The following is a 15189-nucleotide window of genomic DNA, read 5'->3' as shown; positions in this document are numbered from 1 at the left end:
GCGCCTTCTCCTGAATGTGGTAAAGTTCCCCCTGCGGTAAATCCAACGGGAAGCAATCATGATGGGGTTAATGGGTAAAAAAATCGTTCTCGGTGTCAGCGGCGGTATTGCAGCGTATAAAGCGCCGGAGCTGGTGCGCCGCCTGCGCGAGCGGGGCGCAGAGGTGCGCGTTGCGATGACCGATGCAGCCAAAGCCTTCATTACGCCGCTGAGCCTTCAGGCCGTCTCGGGTTACCCGGTTTCAGACAGCCTGCTCGACCCTGCGGCGGAAGCGGCAATGGGGCATATCGAACTCGGAAAATGGGCTGACCTGGTGATCATCGCTCCCGCCACGGCTGACCTGATAGCCCGGGTTGCGGCCGGTATGGCAAACGATCTTGTCACCACGATCTGCCTGGCGACACCCGCGCCTATTGCCGTAGCCCCGGCGATGAATCAGCAGATGTATCGCGCTGCGGCGACACAACACAACCTTGAGGTGCTGGCATCTCGCGGCGTGCTGCTTTGGGGGCCAGACAGCGGTAGCCAGGCCTGCGGGGATGTCGGCCCTGGCCGCATGCTGGATCCTCTGGCCATCGTTGATCTGGCCGCGAAGCACTTTGCCGCTGTAAACGATCTGCAACATCTGAACATCATGATTACCGCCGGCCCGACCCGCGAACGACTCGACCCGGTGCGCTATATCACCAATGACAGTTCCGGCAAGATGGGCTTCGCTATCGCAGCCGCAGCTGCAGCGCGCGGCGCGACGGTGACGCTGGTATCCGGGCCGGTGAGCCTGGCAACGCCCGCCGGGGTTCAGCGCGTGGATGTGACCACAGCCCTGGAGATGGAAGCCGCGGTACAGGCTCGCGTAGCGCAGCAGCATATTTTTATCGGCTGTGCGGCTGTGGCCGATTACCGCGCCGCGACTGTCGCTAACGAAAAAATTAAAAAGCAGGGCGATGAGATCACCCTGACGATGGTCAAAAATCCCGATATCGTCGCCGGTGTTGGCTCGCTTACTGAGCACCGCCCTTATGTCGTGGGGTTTGCCGCCGAAACAAATAATGTGGAAGAATACGCCCGGCAAAAACGCGTGCGTAAAAACCTCGATCTGATCTGCGCGAACGATGTCTCGCAGGCAGGGTTGGGTTTTAACAGCGACAGCAATGCGTTGCACCTTTTCTGGCAGGATGGAGATAAAGTCTTACCGCGCGAGCAGAAAGCACTCCTTGGCCATTTATTACTGGATGAGATCGTTACCCGTTATGATGAAAAAAATCGACGTTAAGATTCTGGACCCGCGCGTAGGCCAGCAATTCCCGTTGCCGACCTACGCCACCTCTGGTTCTGCTGGTCTTGACCTGCGTGCCTGCCTTGATGCGGCAGTGGAGCTCGCGCCGGGCGCAACCACCCTGCTGCCGACGGGTCTGGCAATCCACATCGCCGATCCTTCACTGGCGGCGGTTATTCTGCCGCGCTCTGGCCTGGGTCATAAGCACGGCATCGTACTGGGTAACCTGGTGGGCCTGATCGACTCTGACTATCAGGGGCAACTGATGGTCTCTGTCTGGAACCGCGGGCAGGAAAGCTTCACGATTGAGCCGGGCGAGCGCATCGCACAGATGGTGTTTGTTCCGGTCGTGCAGGCTGAGTTTAATCTGGTAGAAGACTTCGACGCCACCGATCGCGGCGAAGGCGGATTTGGGCATTCCGGGCGTAAATAACGCCTTTTTTATCGCATCACCTGAATAATTTACGCGATAACATAGCCGCAAACTTAGGTTTGCGGCCGTGACGTGGTGCGAGCCTGACAGGTATTTATTTTCAGGGGTATTTTACAACATGGCAGAAAAACAAACCGCGAAACGGAATCGTCGCGAGGAAATACTTCAGTCTCTGGCACAGATGCTTGAATCCAGTGATGGCAGCCAGCGCATTACCACCGCAAAGCTGGCGGCATCCGTTGGCGTTTCTGAGGCGGCGCTGTACCGTCATTTTCCCAGCAAAACCAGGATGTTCGATAGCCTTATCGAATTTATCGAAGACAGCCTCATTACACGTATCAACCTGATCCTGAAAGATGAAAAAGATACGACCGCGCGCGTGCGCCTGATTGTGCAGCTGATCCTCGGTTTTGGTGAACGCAACCCGGGCCTGACACGCATTCTTACCGGTCATGCTCTGATGTTCGAACAGGAGAGACTGCAGGGCCGTATCAACCAGCTTTTCGAGCGCATCGAAGTGCAGCTGCGTCAGGTGCTGCGCGAACGCAAAATGCGTGAAGGCGAAGGCTATACCAGCGACGAAACGCTGCTGGCCAGCCAGCTGATGGCCTATTGCGAAGGTATGCTGTCGCGTTTTGTGCGCAGTGAATTCCGCTACAGCCCGACCGATGAGTTTGATACGCGCTGGCCGCTGCTCGCCGCCCAGCTGCAGTAATTCTTCTGAGGCAGCCAGACCGGCTGCTCACTTCTCTTATCTTCAATTTGTGAAAAAGCCCAACGGAATTCGTTGAGTTGCCAGATGTTCCTGCCCGGTACATTTCCTACTCTCCTTCAGGCACGCTCGTTTTACTAAAAAAATAATTTGCCGAATACCCTACACAATAAGGAGAGACCTGATGGCAACATCACGTCGAGAACTATTAAAGCTGAGCGGTATTGCCGCCGCTTCACTGTTGGTCAGTACCAGAAGTTATGCGGCCTGGACGCCGTCTCCCCGTTATCCCGATCCGCGCATCGTTGCGCTGGATGACAGCTTCCGCGGCTATATTCTCTCCAGCGCGAAAGTCGAACAGATTGCCACCGGTTTTCGTTGGGCAGAAGGCCCGGTATGGTTTGGCGATAGCCGAATGTTGCTGTGGAGCGATATCCCCAATAACGCCATCATGCGCTGGGATGAAATTACCGGCGAAACCCGGGTGTTTCGCCAGCCATCCAGCTTTGCCAACGGGCACGCTCGCGATCGTCAGGGCCGACTGATTAGCTGCGAGCATGATACCCGCCGTATTACCCGCACGGAGTATGACGGTAGCATCACCATCCTGGCTGATAAATTCGATGGAAAACCCTTCAACTCGCCGAACGATATTGCGGTGAAATCTGACGGCTCTATCTGGTTTACCGATCCGCCTTTTGGCATTGCTGGTTTTTATGAAGGGCATAAAGCAGCTCCGGAGCTGCCGCAAAACGTCTATCGCCTTGATCCTGAAAGCCGCGAGCTGAGCGTAGTATCGGGTGATGTCAGAGGGCCTAACGGCATCTGTTTTTCACCTGACGAAAAGACGCTTTATGTCGTTGAAAGCCGGGCGACGCCGAACCGCTTAATTCTCGCCTGGGACGTAGAGGGCAACACGCTGAAGAATAAACGCGTGCACATCGACTGCGGAAACGGCACTGCCGACGGTATTGCCTGCGATGTTGACGGTAACTTATGGTGCGGATGGGGAATGGGTAGCGAAGAGCTGGATGGCGTGCGCGTCTTTACGACTCAGGGCAAAGCCATGGGAATGATTCATCTGCCCGAGCGCTGCGCTAACCTGTGCTTCGGCGGAGCGTCTCGCAACCGCCTGTTTATGGCGTCCAGCACATCTATATATTCGCTGTATGTAAATACGCAGGGTGCTGCGTTGCTGTAAAGATTACCCGGCAGCGAGACTGCCGGGCCAGCATCTATACGCCAAACTGCTCGCGATAGTCACGCACCGCCGCCAGGCTGTCGGCCATTTCCGGCTTCTCTTCGAGGTAAGCGATCAGATCCTTCAGCGTGATAATGGAAATAACCTGACAGCCATAATCACGCTTCACTTCCTGAATGGCAGAGATATCTGCCCGACCGCGTTCCTGGCGGTCAAGGGAGATCAACACCCCGGCAAGGGTTGCACCATTGGCCTGAATAATCTCCATAGATTCACGGATTGCGGTGCCAGCAGTGATCACATCATCCACCAGCATAATACGCCCCTGTAACGGACTCCCCACCACACTGCCGCCTTCGCCGTGATCTTTCGCTTCCTTGCGGTTGAAGCAGTACGGCACATCGCGCTCATGATGTTCGGCCAGCGCTACCGCCGTCGTGGTCGCAATAGGGATGCCTTTATAAGCCGGGCCAAACAGCAGGTCGAAGTCGATCCCGGAGTCCACCAGCGCTTCCGCATAAAACCGGCCTAACAGCGCCAGATCCCGTCCGGTGTTGAACAGCCCGGCATTAAAAAAGTACGGACTCTTGCGCCCGGATTTCAGCGTGAATTCGCCAAACTTAAGCACCTGCTTATTCAGTGCAAATTCAATAAACTGGCGCTGATACGGTTTCATGGCTTCGCTCCTCATCTCTTTTTTAAGCAAAAAAAAGCGACCATTACGGTCGCCTTTAAATCAATTTTCTAACGCCGCTTTCTGCGACGCGACAATGGAATCAATTCCCTCTCGCGCCAGCGCCAGCAGGGAAAGCAACTCTTCGTGACTGAAGGGCTCGCCTTCGGCGGTGCCCTGCACCTCGATCATCCGACCATCTTCGGTCATCACCACGTTCATGTCGGTTTCTGCGGCGGAATCTTCCACATATTCCAGATCGCAAACGGCTTCGCCCTTAACGATGCCGACGGAAACTGCAGCCACCATGCCCTTCATCGGGTTCGCTTTCAGCTTGCCGGCCGCAACCAGACCATTCAACGCATCAGCCAGCGCCACGCAGGCACCGGTGATAGAGGCGGTGCGAGTACCGCCGTCAGCCTGTAAGACATCGCAATCGAGCGTAATAGTGAACTCACCCAGCGCTTTCAGATCGACGGCTGCGCGCAGTGAACGGGCAATAAGGCGCTGGATTTCCAGGGTACGGCCGCCCTGTTTACCTTTGGCCGCTTCACGCGCGTTACGGGTGTGGGTAGAGCGCGGCAGCATGCCGTATTCTGCGGTGATCCAGCCCTGGCCCTGCCCTTTCAGAAAGCGCGGCACGCTCTCTTCTACGGTAGCGGTGCACAGCACTTTAGTTTCACCAAATTCAACAAGCACGGAACCTTCAGCGTGTTTTGTGTAATGACGGGTCAGGGTGACGGGGCGCACCTGATTAGCGCTACGGCCTGATGGACGCATGAGTTATTCTCCGGCTTGTGGCAAATGTGGCTGCGCATTATACGGGCTTCGCGAGCTTATTCCTATCATGGTGAGGCCACGGGGGCTATAATCCACGCAAATTCATCTACACAACGGGTATGACTATGATCCGCAGTATGACCGCCTATGCACGCCGGGAAATCAAAGGTGAGTGGGGCAGCGCCGCCTGGGAGTTGCGCTCCGTAAACCAACGCTATCTGGAAACCTATTTCCGTCTGCCGGAACAGTTCCGTAGCCTTGAACCGGTGGTGCGCGAACGTATTCGTACTCGTCTGACGCGCGGTAAAGTGGAGTGCAGCCTGCGTTTTGAACCGGACGCCAGCGCAAAGGGTGAGCTTATCCTTAATGAAAAACTGGCGAAGCAGCTGGTAGGCGCCGCTAACTGGGTAAAAATGCAGAGCGATGAGGGTGAAATTAACCCGGTCGATATTCTGCGCTGGCCAGGCGTAATGGCTGCCCAGGAGCAGGATCTGGACGCGATTGCCGCAGACATTCTCACTGCATTCGATGGTGCGATGGATGATTTCATTATCGCCCGTGAAACCGAAGGTCAGGCTCTGAAGTCCCTGATTGAGCAACGCCTGGAAGGCGTCAGCACTGAAGTCACCAAAGTGCGCGCCTGGATGCCGGAAATTATGCAGTGGCAGCGCGAGCGTCTCGTCAGCAAGCTTGATGATGCGCAGGTCCAGCTTGAAAATAACCGTCTTGAGCAAGAGCTTGTGCTGATGGCACAGCGTATTGACGTAGCCGAAGAGCTGGATCGCCTGGAAGCGCACGTTAAAGAAACCTATAACATCCTGAGGAAGAAAGAAGCCGTTGGCCGCCGTCTCGACTTCATGATGCAGGAATTCAATCGTGAGTCGAACACCCTGGCCTCTAAATCTATCAATGCCGACGTCACCAATTCGGCTATCGAGCTAAAAGTGCTTATTGAGCAGATGCGCGAGCAGATCCAGAATATTGAGTAAATCCCGGCAGAAATTAGTTTCAAGCCCGCCTCCCGGCGGGCTTTACTTATCTGGTGCCTCAGAGACGCTAATCCTCTCTTTTTAGCCCTTATAAAATTTATTCTTTTTATCTAACCACTTTCACTTTGTTACTTAATAATCAGGTTAATACATTGTTCACCCATAAGTAAAACTAATCCAAATTATTGCGATTTAGAAAAACTCAGTCGTGATAACCACCGTGAATCGCTACCCTGCTCCTTTTTTAGGGGGATCCATGCTGCTACATATTCTTTATCTGATTGGCATCACCGCCGAGGCAATGACGGGTGCGCTGGCTGCCGGTCGCCGCAGGATGGACACCTTCGGCGTTATTATCATTGCCACAGCAACGGCGCTTGGCGGCGGCTCGGTAAGGGATATTTTGCTCGGCCACTATCCGCTCGGCTGGGTAGCGCATCCTGAGTACGTCATCATCGTGGCTACCGCTGCGGTACTAACCACCATTTTTGCGCCGGTGATGCCCCACCTGCGCCGCTTCTTTTTAATATTAGATGCCCTCGGCCTGGTCGTGTTTTCCATCATTGGCGCACAGGTTGCTCTTGATATGGGCGAAGGCCCGGTAATTGCGGTTATCGCAGCGGTGATCACCGGCGTCTTCGGTGGCGTACTGCGCGACATGTTCTGTAAGCGCATCCCGCTGGTATTCCAGAAAGAGCTGTACGCCGGTATCGCCTTTGCTTCTGCGGTTCTCTATGTCGCCCTCCAGTATTATGTCTCCAGCCATGATGTTGTGGTTATCGCCACGCTGCTCTTCGGTTTCACCGCCCGACTGCTGGCGCTACGCTTTCGCCTCGGACTCCCTGTTTTCCACTATCGTCACAGCACTCACTGAGGTTCAGCGAAACCATCGATACCCTGCGCGGCCAGCCAGTCTGTAAGCCGCGTAATATCCGGGTGACGGGCAAAAGCTACCAGCTTTTTAGCCCGCGCTTTGCCCACACCCGGCAAACGTTGCCAGCTCAGCTCATTACGATTGCGGACATGCCACCAGTGTTGATCTGGCATTGCTTCAAGAGTCATATCAGGTAAAGGAAAGCTCATCGCTTTTAGCCATTGCCGGAAGGGCTTGCGTCGCGTCAGAGAAAAACGATGCCAAACCATACGGGCGCGGGTTTCAGAAAATCCTGGGGTAGTAGCAAGCATTTCTGGCGTCAGTGCCATCCAGGAAAACAGGTGTTCAAATCGATGGGCCTGATGTAATTGCAGCCAGGTCGCTTCGCTCACACCATGAATATCCAGTACCGTTCCGTGACTAAGCCAGCGCAAACGTGCAAGGAACTGTTCGCGACATGTGCTTATTACAAAAAAGCAGCTCAATGGATGAAACTGATCCGCTGCGGGTAGCACAGGTCTGTTGCGCTGCGCCATACGCCAGACGACCCGCTCTATATGGGGAATACCCAAACCGGCCATGCGTATCACCACTCTGTCTCCCGCTAACAGATCCAGTCTGCGCCAGCGATCTACCGACCCGATACTCACACGAGACACGTTCTTGTCATCGATTTTTACAGGCTCCAGCTCCGCAACGGCGGCAATTTTCCCGGTCCGCCCCACGGTAAAATGGATCTGCTTCACGTCGGTAATATGCTCGGCTGGCGGATACTTCCACGCGACGACCCAATTACCTTCGCCAGGAACCCAGCTGGCTGGAGGGGGTTCACGCCCGCTGCGTACGATCACACCATCGGTGACGAAAGGCAACGGCTCGGCCAGCCAGCGATCTCGCAGAATAGCGACTTCATCGGCGTGTTGAACCGCGGTCGTCCACTGTCGCGTAAGCGAGAATCCATTTTTATCCAGCGCTTCGAGACGAGCCTGCATATCGACAGGTCCACCCGGCCATGCCCAGATGAAGACGTTAAACTCTCGAAGCAATGCGGTATTAGCTTTACGCATCAGCGCCCCCGCGACTTTTGCCCGCGCGCCTGCGCCGCCGTCCCGTTTCTGCACATGCTGCTGGCGTTGCCAGAATATTTCTCCCTGCAATACGCTGTTAGCCAGCGCACCGCTTACGTGCTGCGGGATAGCAGAAATAGCGCGCACCCGTTCAGTCCAGTCCTCACCGCTACGCCCGTTGCCGCGGCTAATGGCCTGGCTCAGTTTCCCGTGCCGGTACACCAGTGTTACTGCAACACCATCTACTTTAGGCTGGACCCAAAGATCGCGATGCGTATGCATCCATCTTGTCAGCGCCTCTTTATTCTCCAGTTTTTTAACGCCAGTATGAAAAACTGGATGCGCAGTCTTACCCTGCGAAGGTATTTCCGGCTGCAAGTTTGCCCGCTGCGATGAAAAGCACCCAGACCACTGACGTAATCGTGCGCGCATGTCGTCGTATACGGCATCGCTTACCAGGCTCTGCCCGCGCAGCCAGTAAGCTTCATCCCATTTATTTAGCTGCGCTGAGAGACGGTTTATCTCCTGTCTGGCCTGCGAGCTTTTCCAGGCCGGACAAGTAGCGCCAGTCCCTGCAGTTAACAGCATGAGTATTAATGCAATAACAGTCCTTATCATTCGAGCCTCCCTGTTAATGCGCACAGATATAACGCGTTGTTTATTCGGGATCGATTGGGAAAGGTGTGAACTGCGAGGCGCTTTCAGAAGGATTGTTTAATTTGCTGCAACGCTATCCCGCAGCGGGAAAGCGCTTCGCAATTGCGTTAAAAGTCATGACAAAAGCTACGTCACGAAGCGGCGGTGTGTATAATAAGTCGTGATCTCCACCATACTTTGCAGTGCGGGTAGAACGGTTTTATCCATAAATGATTGCGCGTTGAGCGCGTCATTTGGATAACCGCAACAGATACGCGCATCTCTTTTCGGCATTTCAACTGACGTAAAACACAGATGGCTCAAGGTACGCTTTATATTATTTCCGCGCCCAGCGGAGCGGGTAAGTCCAGCCTTATTCAGGCGTTTTTGAAGACGCAACCGCTGTATGACTCACAGGTTTCGGTGTCTCATACCACGCGCGGTCCGCGTCCCGGTGAAAATCATGGCGAGCACTACTTCTTTGTAAACCATGATGAATTCCGCACTATGATCGCGGAAGACGCGTTTCTGGAGCACGCCGAGGTGTTCGGTAACTATTACGGAACCTCGCGTCAAACCATCGAAACCGTGCTGGCAACCGGGGTGGATGTCTTCCTGGATATCGACTGGCAGGGCGCGAAGCAAATTCGTCAGAAAATGCCTCAGGCACGGAGCATCTTTATCCTGCCGCCATCGAAAGAGGAACTGGATCGCCGCCTGCGTGGTCGTGGCCAGGACAGCGAAGAGGTTATTGCAAAACGTATGGCGCAGGCGGTAGCGGAGATGAGCCATTACGCCGAGTACGATTACCTTATCGTGAATGATGACTTTGATACGGCGCTGGCCGATCTGAAGATCATCCTTCGCGCTGAGCGCCTGCGCATGGGTCGTCAGAAGCAACGCCATGACGCTTTAATCACCAAACTATTGGCAGACTGAACCCAGTTTCAGTATCATGCCCAGTCATTTCTTCACCTGTGGAGCATTTTAATTATGGCACGCGTAACTGTTCAGGACGCTGTTGAGAAAATTGGTAACCGTTTTGACCTGGTGCTGGTCGCCGCGCGTCGCGCTCGTCAGATGCAGGTTGGCGGTAAAGATCCGCTGGTAGCGGAAGAAAACGATAAAACTACGGTGATCGCGCTGCGTGAAATCGAAGAAGGTCTGATCAACAACCAGATCCTTGACGTGCGTGAGCGCCAGGAACAGCAGGAGCAGGAAGCCGCAGAACTGCAGGCTGTCACCGCGATTGCTGAAGGCCGTCGTTAATAACCAGCGGGTAGCCCTTGTATCTGTTTGAAAGCCTGAATCAGCTGATTCAACAATACTTGCCGGAAGACCAGATTAAGCGTCTCCAGCAAGCGTATCTCGTTGCACGTGACGCTCACGAGGGCCAGACACGTTCAAGTGGCGAACCTTATATCACGCACCCGGTAGCGGTGGCCTGCATTCTGGCCGAGATGAAACTCGACTACGAAACGCTGATGGCCGCGCTACTGCATGACGTGATTGAAGACACCCCGGCGACATATCAGGATATGGAGCAACTGTTCGGTAAAAGCGTTGCCGAACTGGTAGAAGGGGTGTCCAAGCTCGACAAGCTTAAGTTCCAGGATAAGAAAGAGGCGCAGGCAGAAAACTTTCGCAAGATGATCATGGCGATGGTGCAGGACATCCGCGTCATTCTGATCAAGCTCGCCGACCGTACCCACAATATGCGCACGTTGGGCGCGTTACGTCCGGATAAACGTCGTCGTATTGCACGCGAGACCCTGGAAATTTACAGCCCGCTCGCTCACCGCCTGGGTATCCATCACCTGAAAACCGAACTCGAAGAGTTGGGCTTTGAGGCGTTGCACCCTAACCGCTACCGCGTCATTAAAGAAGTGGTAAAAGCGGCGCGCGGCAACCGTAAAGAGATGATTCAGAAGATCCTTTCAGAAATCGAAGGGCGTCTTCAGGAAGCGGGAATTCCCTGCCGCGTCAGCGGTCGTGAAAAACATCTCTACTCTATCTACTGCAAAATGGTGCTTAAAGAGCAACGTTTTCACTCGATCATGGATATCTACGCCTTCCGCGTGATCGTGAAGGATGTGGATACCTGCTATCGCGTACTTGGCCAGATGCACAGCCTCTACAAACCACGTCCGGGCCGGATGAAAGATTACATCGCCATCCCGAAGGCGAACGGCTATCAGTCGCTTCATACTTCCATGATTGGCCCGCATGGCGTACCGGTCGAGGTGCAGATCCGCACTGAAGATATGGACCAGATGGCTGAAATGGGTGTGGCAGCACACTGGGCTTATAAAGAGCACGGCGAGAGCAGCACTACGGCGCAAATCCGCGCGCAGCGCTGGATGCAAAGCCTGCTTGAACTGCAGCAAAGCGCGGGCAGCTCGTTTGAATTTATCGAGAGCGTTAAATCTGATCTCTTCCCGGATGAGATTTATGTTTTCACCCCGGAAGGTCGTATTGTCGAACTTCCTGCGGGCGCGACGCCGGTCGACTTCGCTTACGCGGTGCATACCGATATCGGGCACGCCTGCGTCGGCGCGCGCGTCGATCGTCAGCCCTATCCTCTGTCGCAGTCGCTCACCAGCGGCCAGACGGTAGAAATCATCACCGCGCCGGGTGCGCGTCCAAACGCCGCATGGCTGAACTTTGTCGTCAGCTCCAAAGCGCGCGCCAAAATCCGCCAGATGCTGAAAAACCTTAAGCGTGATGACTCCGTCAGCCTTGGGCGGCGTCTGCTCAACCATGCTCTGGGCGGCAGCCGTAAACTGGCTGAGATCCCTCCAGAGCACGTGCAGCGTGAGCTGGACCGTATGAAGCTGGCGACGCTTGACGATCTGCTGGCGGAAATTGGCCTGGGTAACGCAATGAGCGTGGTGGTGGCGAAAAACCTGACGCAGGGCGATGCCAGCGTTACCGGCCAGCAAATCCCTGCGACCACATCAGGCACCAACCATCTGCCAATCAAAGGCGCGGATGGCGTGCTGATTACGTTTGCCAAGTGCTGCCGTCCTATCCCCGGCGACCCGATTGTCGCTCACGTCAGCCCAGGCAAAGGGCTGGTTATCCACCATGAATCGTGCCGCAACATTCGCGGCTACCAGAAAGAACCTGAGAAATTCATGGCGGTAGAGTGGGATAAAGAGACCGAGCAGGAGTTCATCACCGAGATCAAGGTGGATATGTTCAACCACCAGGGTGCGCTGGCGAACCTGACGGCGGCAATTAACACTGCAGGTTCTAATATCCACAGCCTCAATACCGAAGAGAAAGATGGCCGCGTATACAGCGCCTTCATCCGTCTCTCGGCGCGCGAGCGCGTTCATCTGGCAAACATTATGCGCAAAATCCGCGTAATGCCGGATGTCATTAAAGTCACCCGAAACCGAAACTGACGGCATGAATGCTCAGCGTTACGCACGGATCCGCGAGATGCTCGCCAGGCGGCAACCCGACCTGACCGTCTGCATGGAGCAGGTTCATAAGCCTCATAACGTCTCCGCGATTGTTCGTACCGCCGATGCCGTCGGCGTGCACGAAGTGCATGCCGTCTGGCCGGGACATCGGATGCGGACCATGGCCTCTTCCGCCGCCGGCAGTAACAGTTGGGTGGAGGTGAAAACCCACCGGACTATTGGGGATGCGGTTACTCATCTTAAGGGTCGCGGCATGCAGATCCTCGCCACACACCTTTCTGACCGCGCCGTAGATTTCCGCGATATCGATTACACCCGCCCCACCTGCATTTTGATGGGGCAGGAGAAAACCGGGATCACACGCGAAGCGCTGGATCTGGCGGATCGGGATATCATCATCCCGATGACCGGCATGGTGCAGTCGCTCAATGTTTCGGTGGCCTCGGCGCTTATTCTCTATGAAGCGCAGCGCCAGCGTCAGAACGCCGGTATGTACCAGCGCGAAAACAGTACCCTTCCCGTCGCCGAGCAGCAGCGCCTGCTGTTTGAAGGCGGTTATCCGGTGCTGGCCCGTGTGGCAAAGCGCAAAGGCCTGCCCTACCCTCTCGTGGATGATAACGGCGACATTGTCGCCGATGCCGCGTGGTGGTCAACGATGCAGTCTGCGGGTTAAGCCATGCGCGGCCGCCTGTTGGATGCCGTCCCGCTAAGCTCGCTGACCGGCGTCGGTGCCAGTCAGAGCAGCAAGCTGGCGAAAATCGGCCTGCATACCGTGCAGGATCTTCTGCTTCATCTCCCGTTGCGCTATGAAGATCGCACTCAGCTCTATGCGATTGGCGATCTGCTGCCGGGCATTTACGCCACGGTCGAGGGTGAAGTGCTGAACAGTAGCGTCACCTTTGCCGGACGCCGCATGATGACCTGCCAGATCAGCGACGGTAGCGGCATCCTGACCATGCGCTTCTTCAACTTCAACGCCGCGATGAAAAATGGCCTCGCCACGGGTCGTCGCGTACTGGCCTATGGCGAAGCCCGGCGCGGGAAGTATGGCGCAGAGATGATCCATCCCGAGTACCGTATTCAGGGCGACAGCTCAACGCCGGAGATGCAGGAAACGCTGACACCGGTTTACCCGACCACAGAAGGCGTGCGGCAGGCTACGTTACGCAAGCTGACTGACCAGGCGCTGGATCTGCTGGATACCTGCGCTATCACCGAACTGCTACCGCCGGAGCTGGCACAGGGCATGATGAGCCTGCCGGAGGCGCTGCGTACCCTGCACCGCCCGCCGCCGACCCTGACGCTGACGGAGCTGGAAACCGGAAAACATCCGGCTCAGCATCGCCTGATTCTCGAAGAACTGCTGGCACACAACCTGAGCATGCTGGCGCTGCGCGCCGGCGCGCAACGGTTCCACGCGCTGCCGCTTGGCCTTCATGACGACCTGAAAAATCAGCTGCTGGCTTCCCTGCCGTTCAGGCCCACCGGGGCGCAACAGCGCGTGGTGGCAGAAGTTGAACAGGATATGGCGCGCGACATTCCGATGATGCGTCTGGTACAGGGCGATGTCGGCTCAGGTAAAACCCTGGTGGCGGCGCTGGCCGCGCTGCGTGCTATCGCCCACGGCAAGCAGGTGGCGCTGATGGCTCCGACTGAACTGCTGGCGGAGCAACACGCCAGTAACTTCCGCAGCTGGTTTGCCCCGCTGGGCGTGGAAGTCGGCTGGCTGGCCGGTAAGCAGAAAGGAAAAGCGCGTATTGCTCAGCAGGAAGCGATTGCCAGCGGCCAGGTGCAGATGGTGGTCGGCACCCACGCGATTTTCCAGGAGCAGGTGCAGTTTAATGGCCTGGCGCTGGTGATTATTGATGAGCAGCACCGCTTTGGCGTGCATCAGCGCCTGGCGCTGCGCGAAAAGGGTCAGCAGCAGGGATTCCATCCTCACCAGCTGATCATGACTGCGACGCCCATTCCGCGCACCCTGGCGATGACGGCCTACGCCGATCTTGATACCTCCGTGATCGACGAACTGCCCCCGGGCCGTACCCCGGTGACCACCGTTGCCATTCCCGATACCCGTCGCAGCGACATCATCGAGCGCGTGCGCCACGCCTGCAGCGAAGAGGGACGTCAGGCGTACTGGGTCTGCACGCTGATTGAAGAATCCGAACTGTTAGAGGCGCAGGCCGCCGAAGCAACCTGGGAAGAGCTGAAAACCGCCCTGCCACAGCTGAATGTCGGGCTGGTGCATGGCCGGATGAAACCCACGGAGAAACAGGCGGTGATGCAGGCATTTAAGCAGGGCGAGATTCACCTGCTTATCGCCACCACGGTGATTGAAGTGGGTGTAGACGTACCTAACGCCAGTCTGATGATCATCGAAAACCCGGAGCGCCTGGGGCTGGCACAGCTCCATCAGTTACGGGGGCGCGTTGGCCGCGGCGCGGTGGCGTCCCACTGTGTGCTGCTCTATAAAGCGCCGCTGTCAAAAACTGCCCAGATGCGTCTGCAGGTTTTGCGCGACAGTAACGATGGATTCGTTATCGCTCAGAAGGATTTGGAGATCCGCGGGCCCGGCGAGCTGCTCGGCACTCGTCAAACCGGTAACGCCGAATTCAAAGTCGCCGATCTGCTGCGTGACCAGGCATTAATTCCTGAGGTACAGCGTATCGCTCGTCATATTCATGAACGTTATCCCGAGCAGGCGGCGGCGCTGGTAGAGCGCTGGATGCCGGAAACGGAAAAATATTCAAACGCCTGATTCGCGCTTCCGTTTATCCACACATCCTCCTTATATAATCTAAAAAATAACCAGCCCTGTATGCGTAAAACCTTATTACGTAAGATCTTAATGACCGACATGACAAAATGCAATCAGCGACCCAGAAACATCCAGGAATTTATTTAAAGACACTAAACCTTGCCCCTTTATTTTTTATAATATATAAATAACCGATAAATGTTTAATTAATATTATCTGGTAAACGTATATAACAGACTCAACTCATAATAAATAATTATTTAAAAAATAATATCATTTCCCCACCGCACAATTAATCAAAAAAAGAGTTATTCGATCCACAATACTTCACCGATATTAATTTAGCGAAACCTCCTTTG

The 15189-nt window shown here is 55.4% G+C and carries 14 protein-coding genes; 11 read left to right on the top strand and 3 right to left on the bottom strand.

What is annotated here, in order from left to right; translation table 11 throughout:
* Positions 1-61: 61 nt before the first annotated feature.
* From coaBC to ET34_RS0114580, 4 genes are all read left to right on the top strand, one after another.
* The gene (gene coaBC, locus ET34_RS0114595; protein ID WP_031523256.1) at positions 62-1273 is read left to right on the top strand and encodes a bifunctional phosphopantothenoylcysteine decarboxylase/phosphopantothenate--cysteine ligase CoaBC; all 1212 of its coding nucleotides are present in this window, start codon (positions 62-64) and stop codon (positions 1271-1273) included.
* Positions 1251-1709 carry a dUTP diphosphatase gene (gene dut / locus ET34_RS0114590; protein WP_031523255.1) on the top strand — a complete coding sequence of 153 codons (459 nt, stop codon included), beginning with the start codon at positions 1251-1253 and terminating at the stop codon, positions 1707-1709. Before coaBC ends, dut begins: the two co-directional genes overlap by 23 nt.
* Before the next feature lie 118 nt (positions 1710-1827).
* Complete coding sequence (gene slmA / locus ET34_RS0114585) at positions 1828-2424, top strand: nucleoid occlusion factor SlmA (RefSeq protein WP_031523253.1); 597 nt, start codon at positions 1828-1830, stop codon at positions 2422-2424.
* Positions 2425-2605: 181 nt separating this feature from the next.
* Entirely contained in the window at positions 2606-3622 is a 1017-nt protein-coding gene (locus ET34_RS0114580; protein WP_031523251.1) for an SMP-30/gluconolactonase/LRE family protein, read from the top strand.
* A gap of 34 nt (positions 3623-3656) precedes the next feature.
* Here ET34_RS0114580 and pyrE read toward each other — a convergent pair whose 3' ends face one another.
* Both pyrE and rph read right to left on the bottom strand, forming a co-directional pair.
* Complete coding sequence (gene pyrE, locus ET34_RS0114575) at positions 3657-4298, bottom strand: orotate phosphoribosyltransferase (protein ID WP_031523249.1); 642 nt, start codon at positions 4296-4298, stop codon at positions 3657-3659.
* Between the two features lie 60 nt (positions 4299-4358).
* On the bottom strand, positions 4359-5075 hold the full coding sequence (gene rph / locus ET34_RS0114570; RefSeq protein ID WP_031523247.1) for a ribonuclease PH: 717 nt from the start codon (positions 5073-5075) through the stop codon (positions 4359-4361).
* Between the two features lie 125 nt (positions 5076-5200).
* On the opposite strand from rph, the gene ET34_RS0114565 reads away from it, so the two are divergent.
* Both ET34_RS0114565 and ET34_RS0114560 read left to right on the top strand, forming a co-directional pair.
* The gene (locus ET34_RS0114565) at positions 5201-6064 is read left to right on the top strand and encodes a YicC/YloC family endoribonuclease (RefSeq protein WP_031523246.1); all 864 of its coding nucleotides are present in this window, start codon (positions 5201-5203) and stop codon (positions 6062-6064) included.
* A 256-nt stretch (positions 6065-6320) separates the two neighbouring features.
* Positions 6321-6938 carry a trimeric intracellular cation channel family protein gene (locus ET34_RS0114560; protein ID WP_031523244.1) on the top strand — a complete coding sequence of 206 codons (618 nt, stop codon included), beginning with the start codon at positions 6321-6323 and terminating at the stop codon, positions 6936-6938.
* Here ET34_RS0114560 and ligB read toward each other — a convergent pair.
* On the bottom strand, positions 6932-8623 hold the full coding sequence (gene ligB / locus ET34_RS0114555) for an NAD-dependent DNA ligase LigB (RefSeq protein WP_031523242.1): 1692 nt from the start codon (positions 8621-8623) through the stop codon (positions 6932-6934). The genes ET34_RS0114560 and ligB overlap by 7 nt on opposite strands.
* Before the next feature lie 333 nt (positions 8624-8956).
* On the opposite strand from ligB, the gene gmk reads away from it, so the two are divergent.
* From gmk to recG, 5 genes are read left to right on the top strand one after another with little or no spacing between them, the layout of a single operon-like run.
* Entirely contained in the window at positions 8957-9580 is a 624-nt protein-coding gene (gene gmk / locus ET34_RS0114550; protein ID WP_031523240.1) for a guanylate kinase, read from the top strand.
* Positions 9581-9634: 54 nt separating this feature from the next.
* Positions 9635-9910, top strand: a complete 276-nt coding sequence (gene rpoZ, locus ET34_RS0114545; RefSeq protein ID WP_031523238.1) for a DNA-directed RNA polymerase subunit omega — start codon at positions 9635-9637, stop codon at positions 9908-9910.
* 17 nt (positions 9911-9927) lie between these two features.
* On the top strand, positions 9928-12051 hold the full coding sequence (gene spoT / locus ET34_RS0114540) for a bifunctional GTP diphosphokinase/guanosine-3',5'-bis pyrophosphate 3'-pyrophosphohydrolase (RefSeq protein ID WP_031523236.1): 2124 nt from the start codon (positions 9928-9930) through the stop codon (positions 12049-12051).
* A 4-nt stretch (positions 12052-12055) separates the two neighbouring features.
* Positions 12056-12745 carry a tRNA (guanosine(18)-2'-O)-methyltransferase TrmH gene (gene trmH / locus ET34_RS22845; RefSeq protein ID WP_031523234.1) on the top strand — a complete coding sequence of 230 codons (690 nt, stop codon included), beginning with the start codon at positions 12056-12058 and terminating at the stop codon, positions 12743-12745.
* A gap of 3 nt (positions 12746-12748) precedes the next feature.
* The gene (gene recG, locus ET34_RS0114530; RefSeq protein ID WP_031523232.1) at positions 12749-14830 is read left to right on the top strand and encodes an ATP-dependent DNA helicase RecG; all 2082 of its coding nucleotides are present in this window, start codon (positions 12749-12751) and stop codon (positions 14828-14830) included.
* Positions 14831-15189: the final 359 nt, after the last annotated feature.

This window comes from Siccibacter colletis (genome assembly GCF_000696575.1).
GTDB classification, from domain to species: Bacteria; Pseudomonadota; Gammaproteobacteria; order Enterobacterales; family Enterobacteriaceae; genus Siccibacter; species Siccibacter colletis.
Note: the sequence above shows the minus strand (reverse complement) of the source record. Positions and strands in the feature narration are given on the sequence as shown.

Bases quoted from the DNA above. Each gene is read 5' to 3' on its own strand.
- coaBC (WP_031523256.1), top strand. From the start codon at position 62: ATGGGGTTAATGGGTAAAAAAATCGTTCTCGGTGTCAGCGGCGGTATT.
- dut (WP_031523255.1), top strand. From the start codon at position 1,251: ATGATGAAAAAAATCGACGTTAAGATTCTGGACCCGCGCGTAGGCCAG.
- slmA (WP_031523253.1), top strand. From the start codon at position 1,828: ATGGCAGAAAAACAAACCGCGAAACGGAATCGTCGCGAGGAAATACTT.
- ET34_RS0114580 (WP_031523251.1), top strand. From the start codon at position 2,606: ATGGCAACATCACGTCGAGAACTATTAAAGCTGAGCGGTATTGCCGCC.
- pyrE (WP_031523249.1), bottom strand. From the start codon at position 4,298: ATGAAACCGTATCAGCGCCAGTTTATTGAATTTGCACTGAATAAGCAG.
- rph (WP_031523247.1), bottom strand. From the start codon at position 5,075: ATGCGTCCATCAGGCCGTAGCGCTAATCAGGTGCGCCCCGTCACCCTG.
- ET34_RS0114565 (WP_031523246.1), top strand. From the start codon at position 5,201: ATGATCCGCAGTATGACCGCCTATGCACGCCGGGAAATCAAAGGTGAG.
- ET34_RS0114560 (WP_031523244.1), top strand. From the start codon at position 6,321: ATGCTGCTACATATTCTTTATCTGATTGGCATCACCGCCGAGGCAATG.
- ligB (WP_031523242.1), bottom strand. From the start codon at position 8,623: ATGATAAGGACTGTTATTGCATTAATACTCATGCTGTTAACTGCAGGG.
- gmk (WP_031523240.1), top strand. From the start codon at position 8,957: ATGGCTCAAGGTACGCTTTATATTATTTCCGCGCCCAGCGGAGCGGGT.
- rpoZ (WP_031523238.1), top strand. From the start codon at position 9,635: ATGGCACGCGTAACTGTTCAGGACGCTGTTGAGAAAATTGGTAACCGT.
- trmH (WP_031523234.1), top strand. From the start codon at position 12,056: ATGAATGCTCAGCGTTACGCACGGATCCGCGAGATGCTCGCCAGGCGG.
- recG (WP_031523232.1), top strand. From the start codon at position 12,749: ATGCGCGGCCGCCTGTTGGATGCCGTCCCGCTAAGCTCGCTGACCGGC.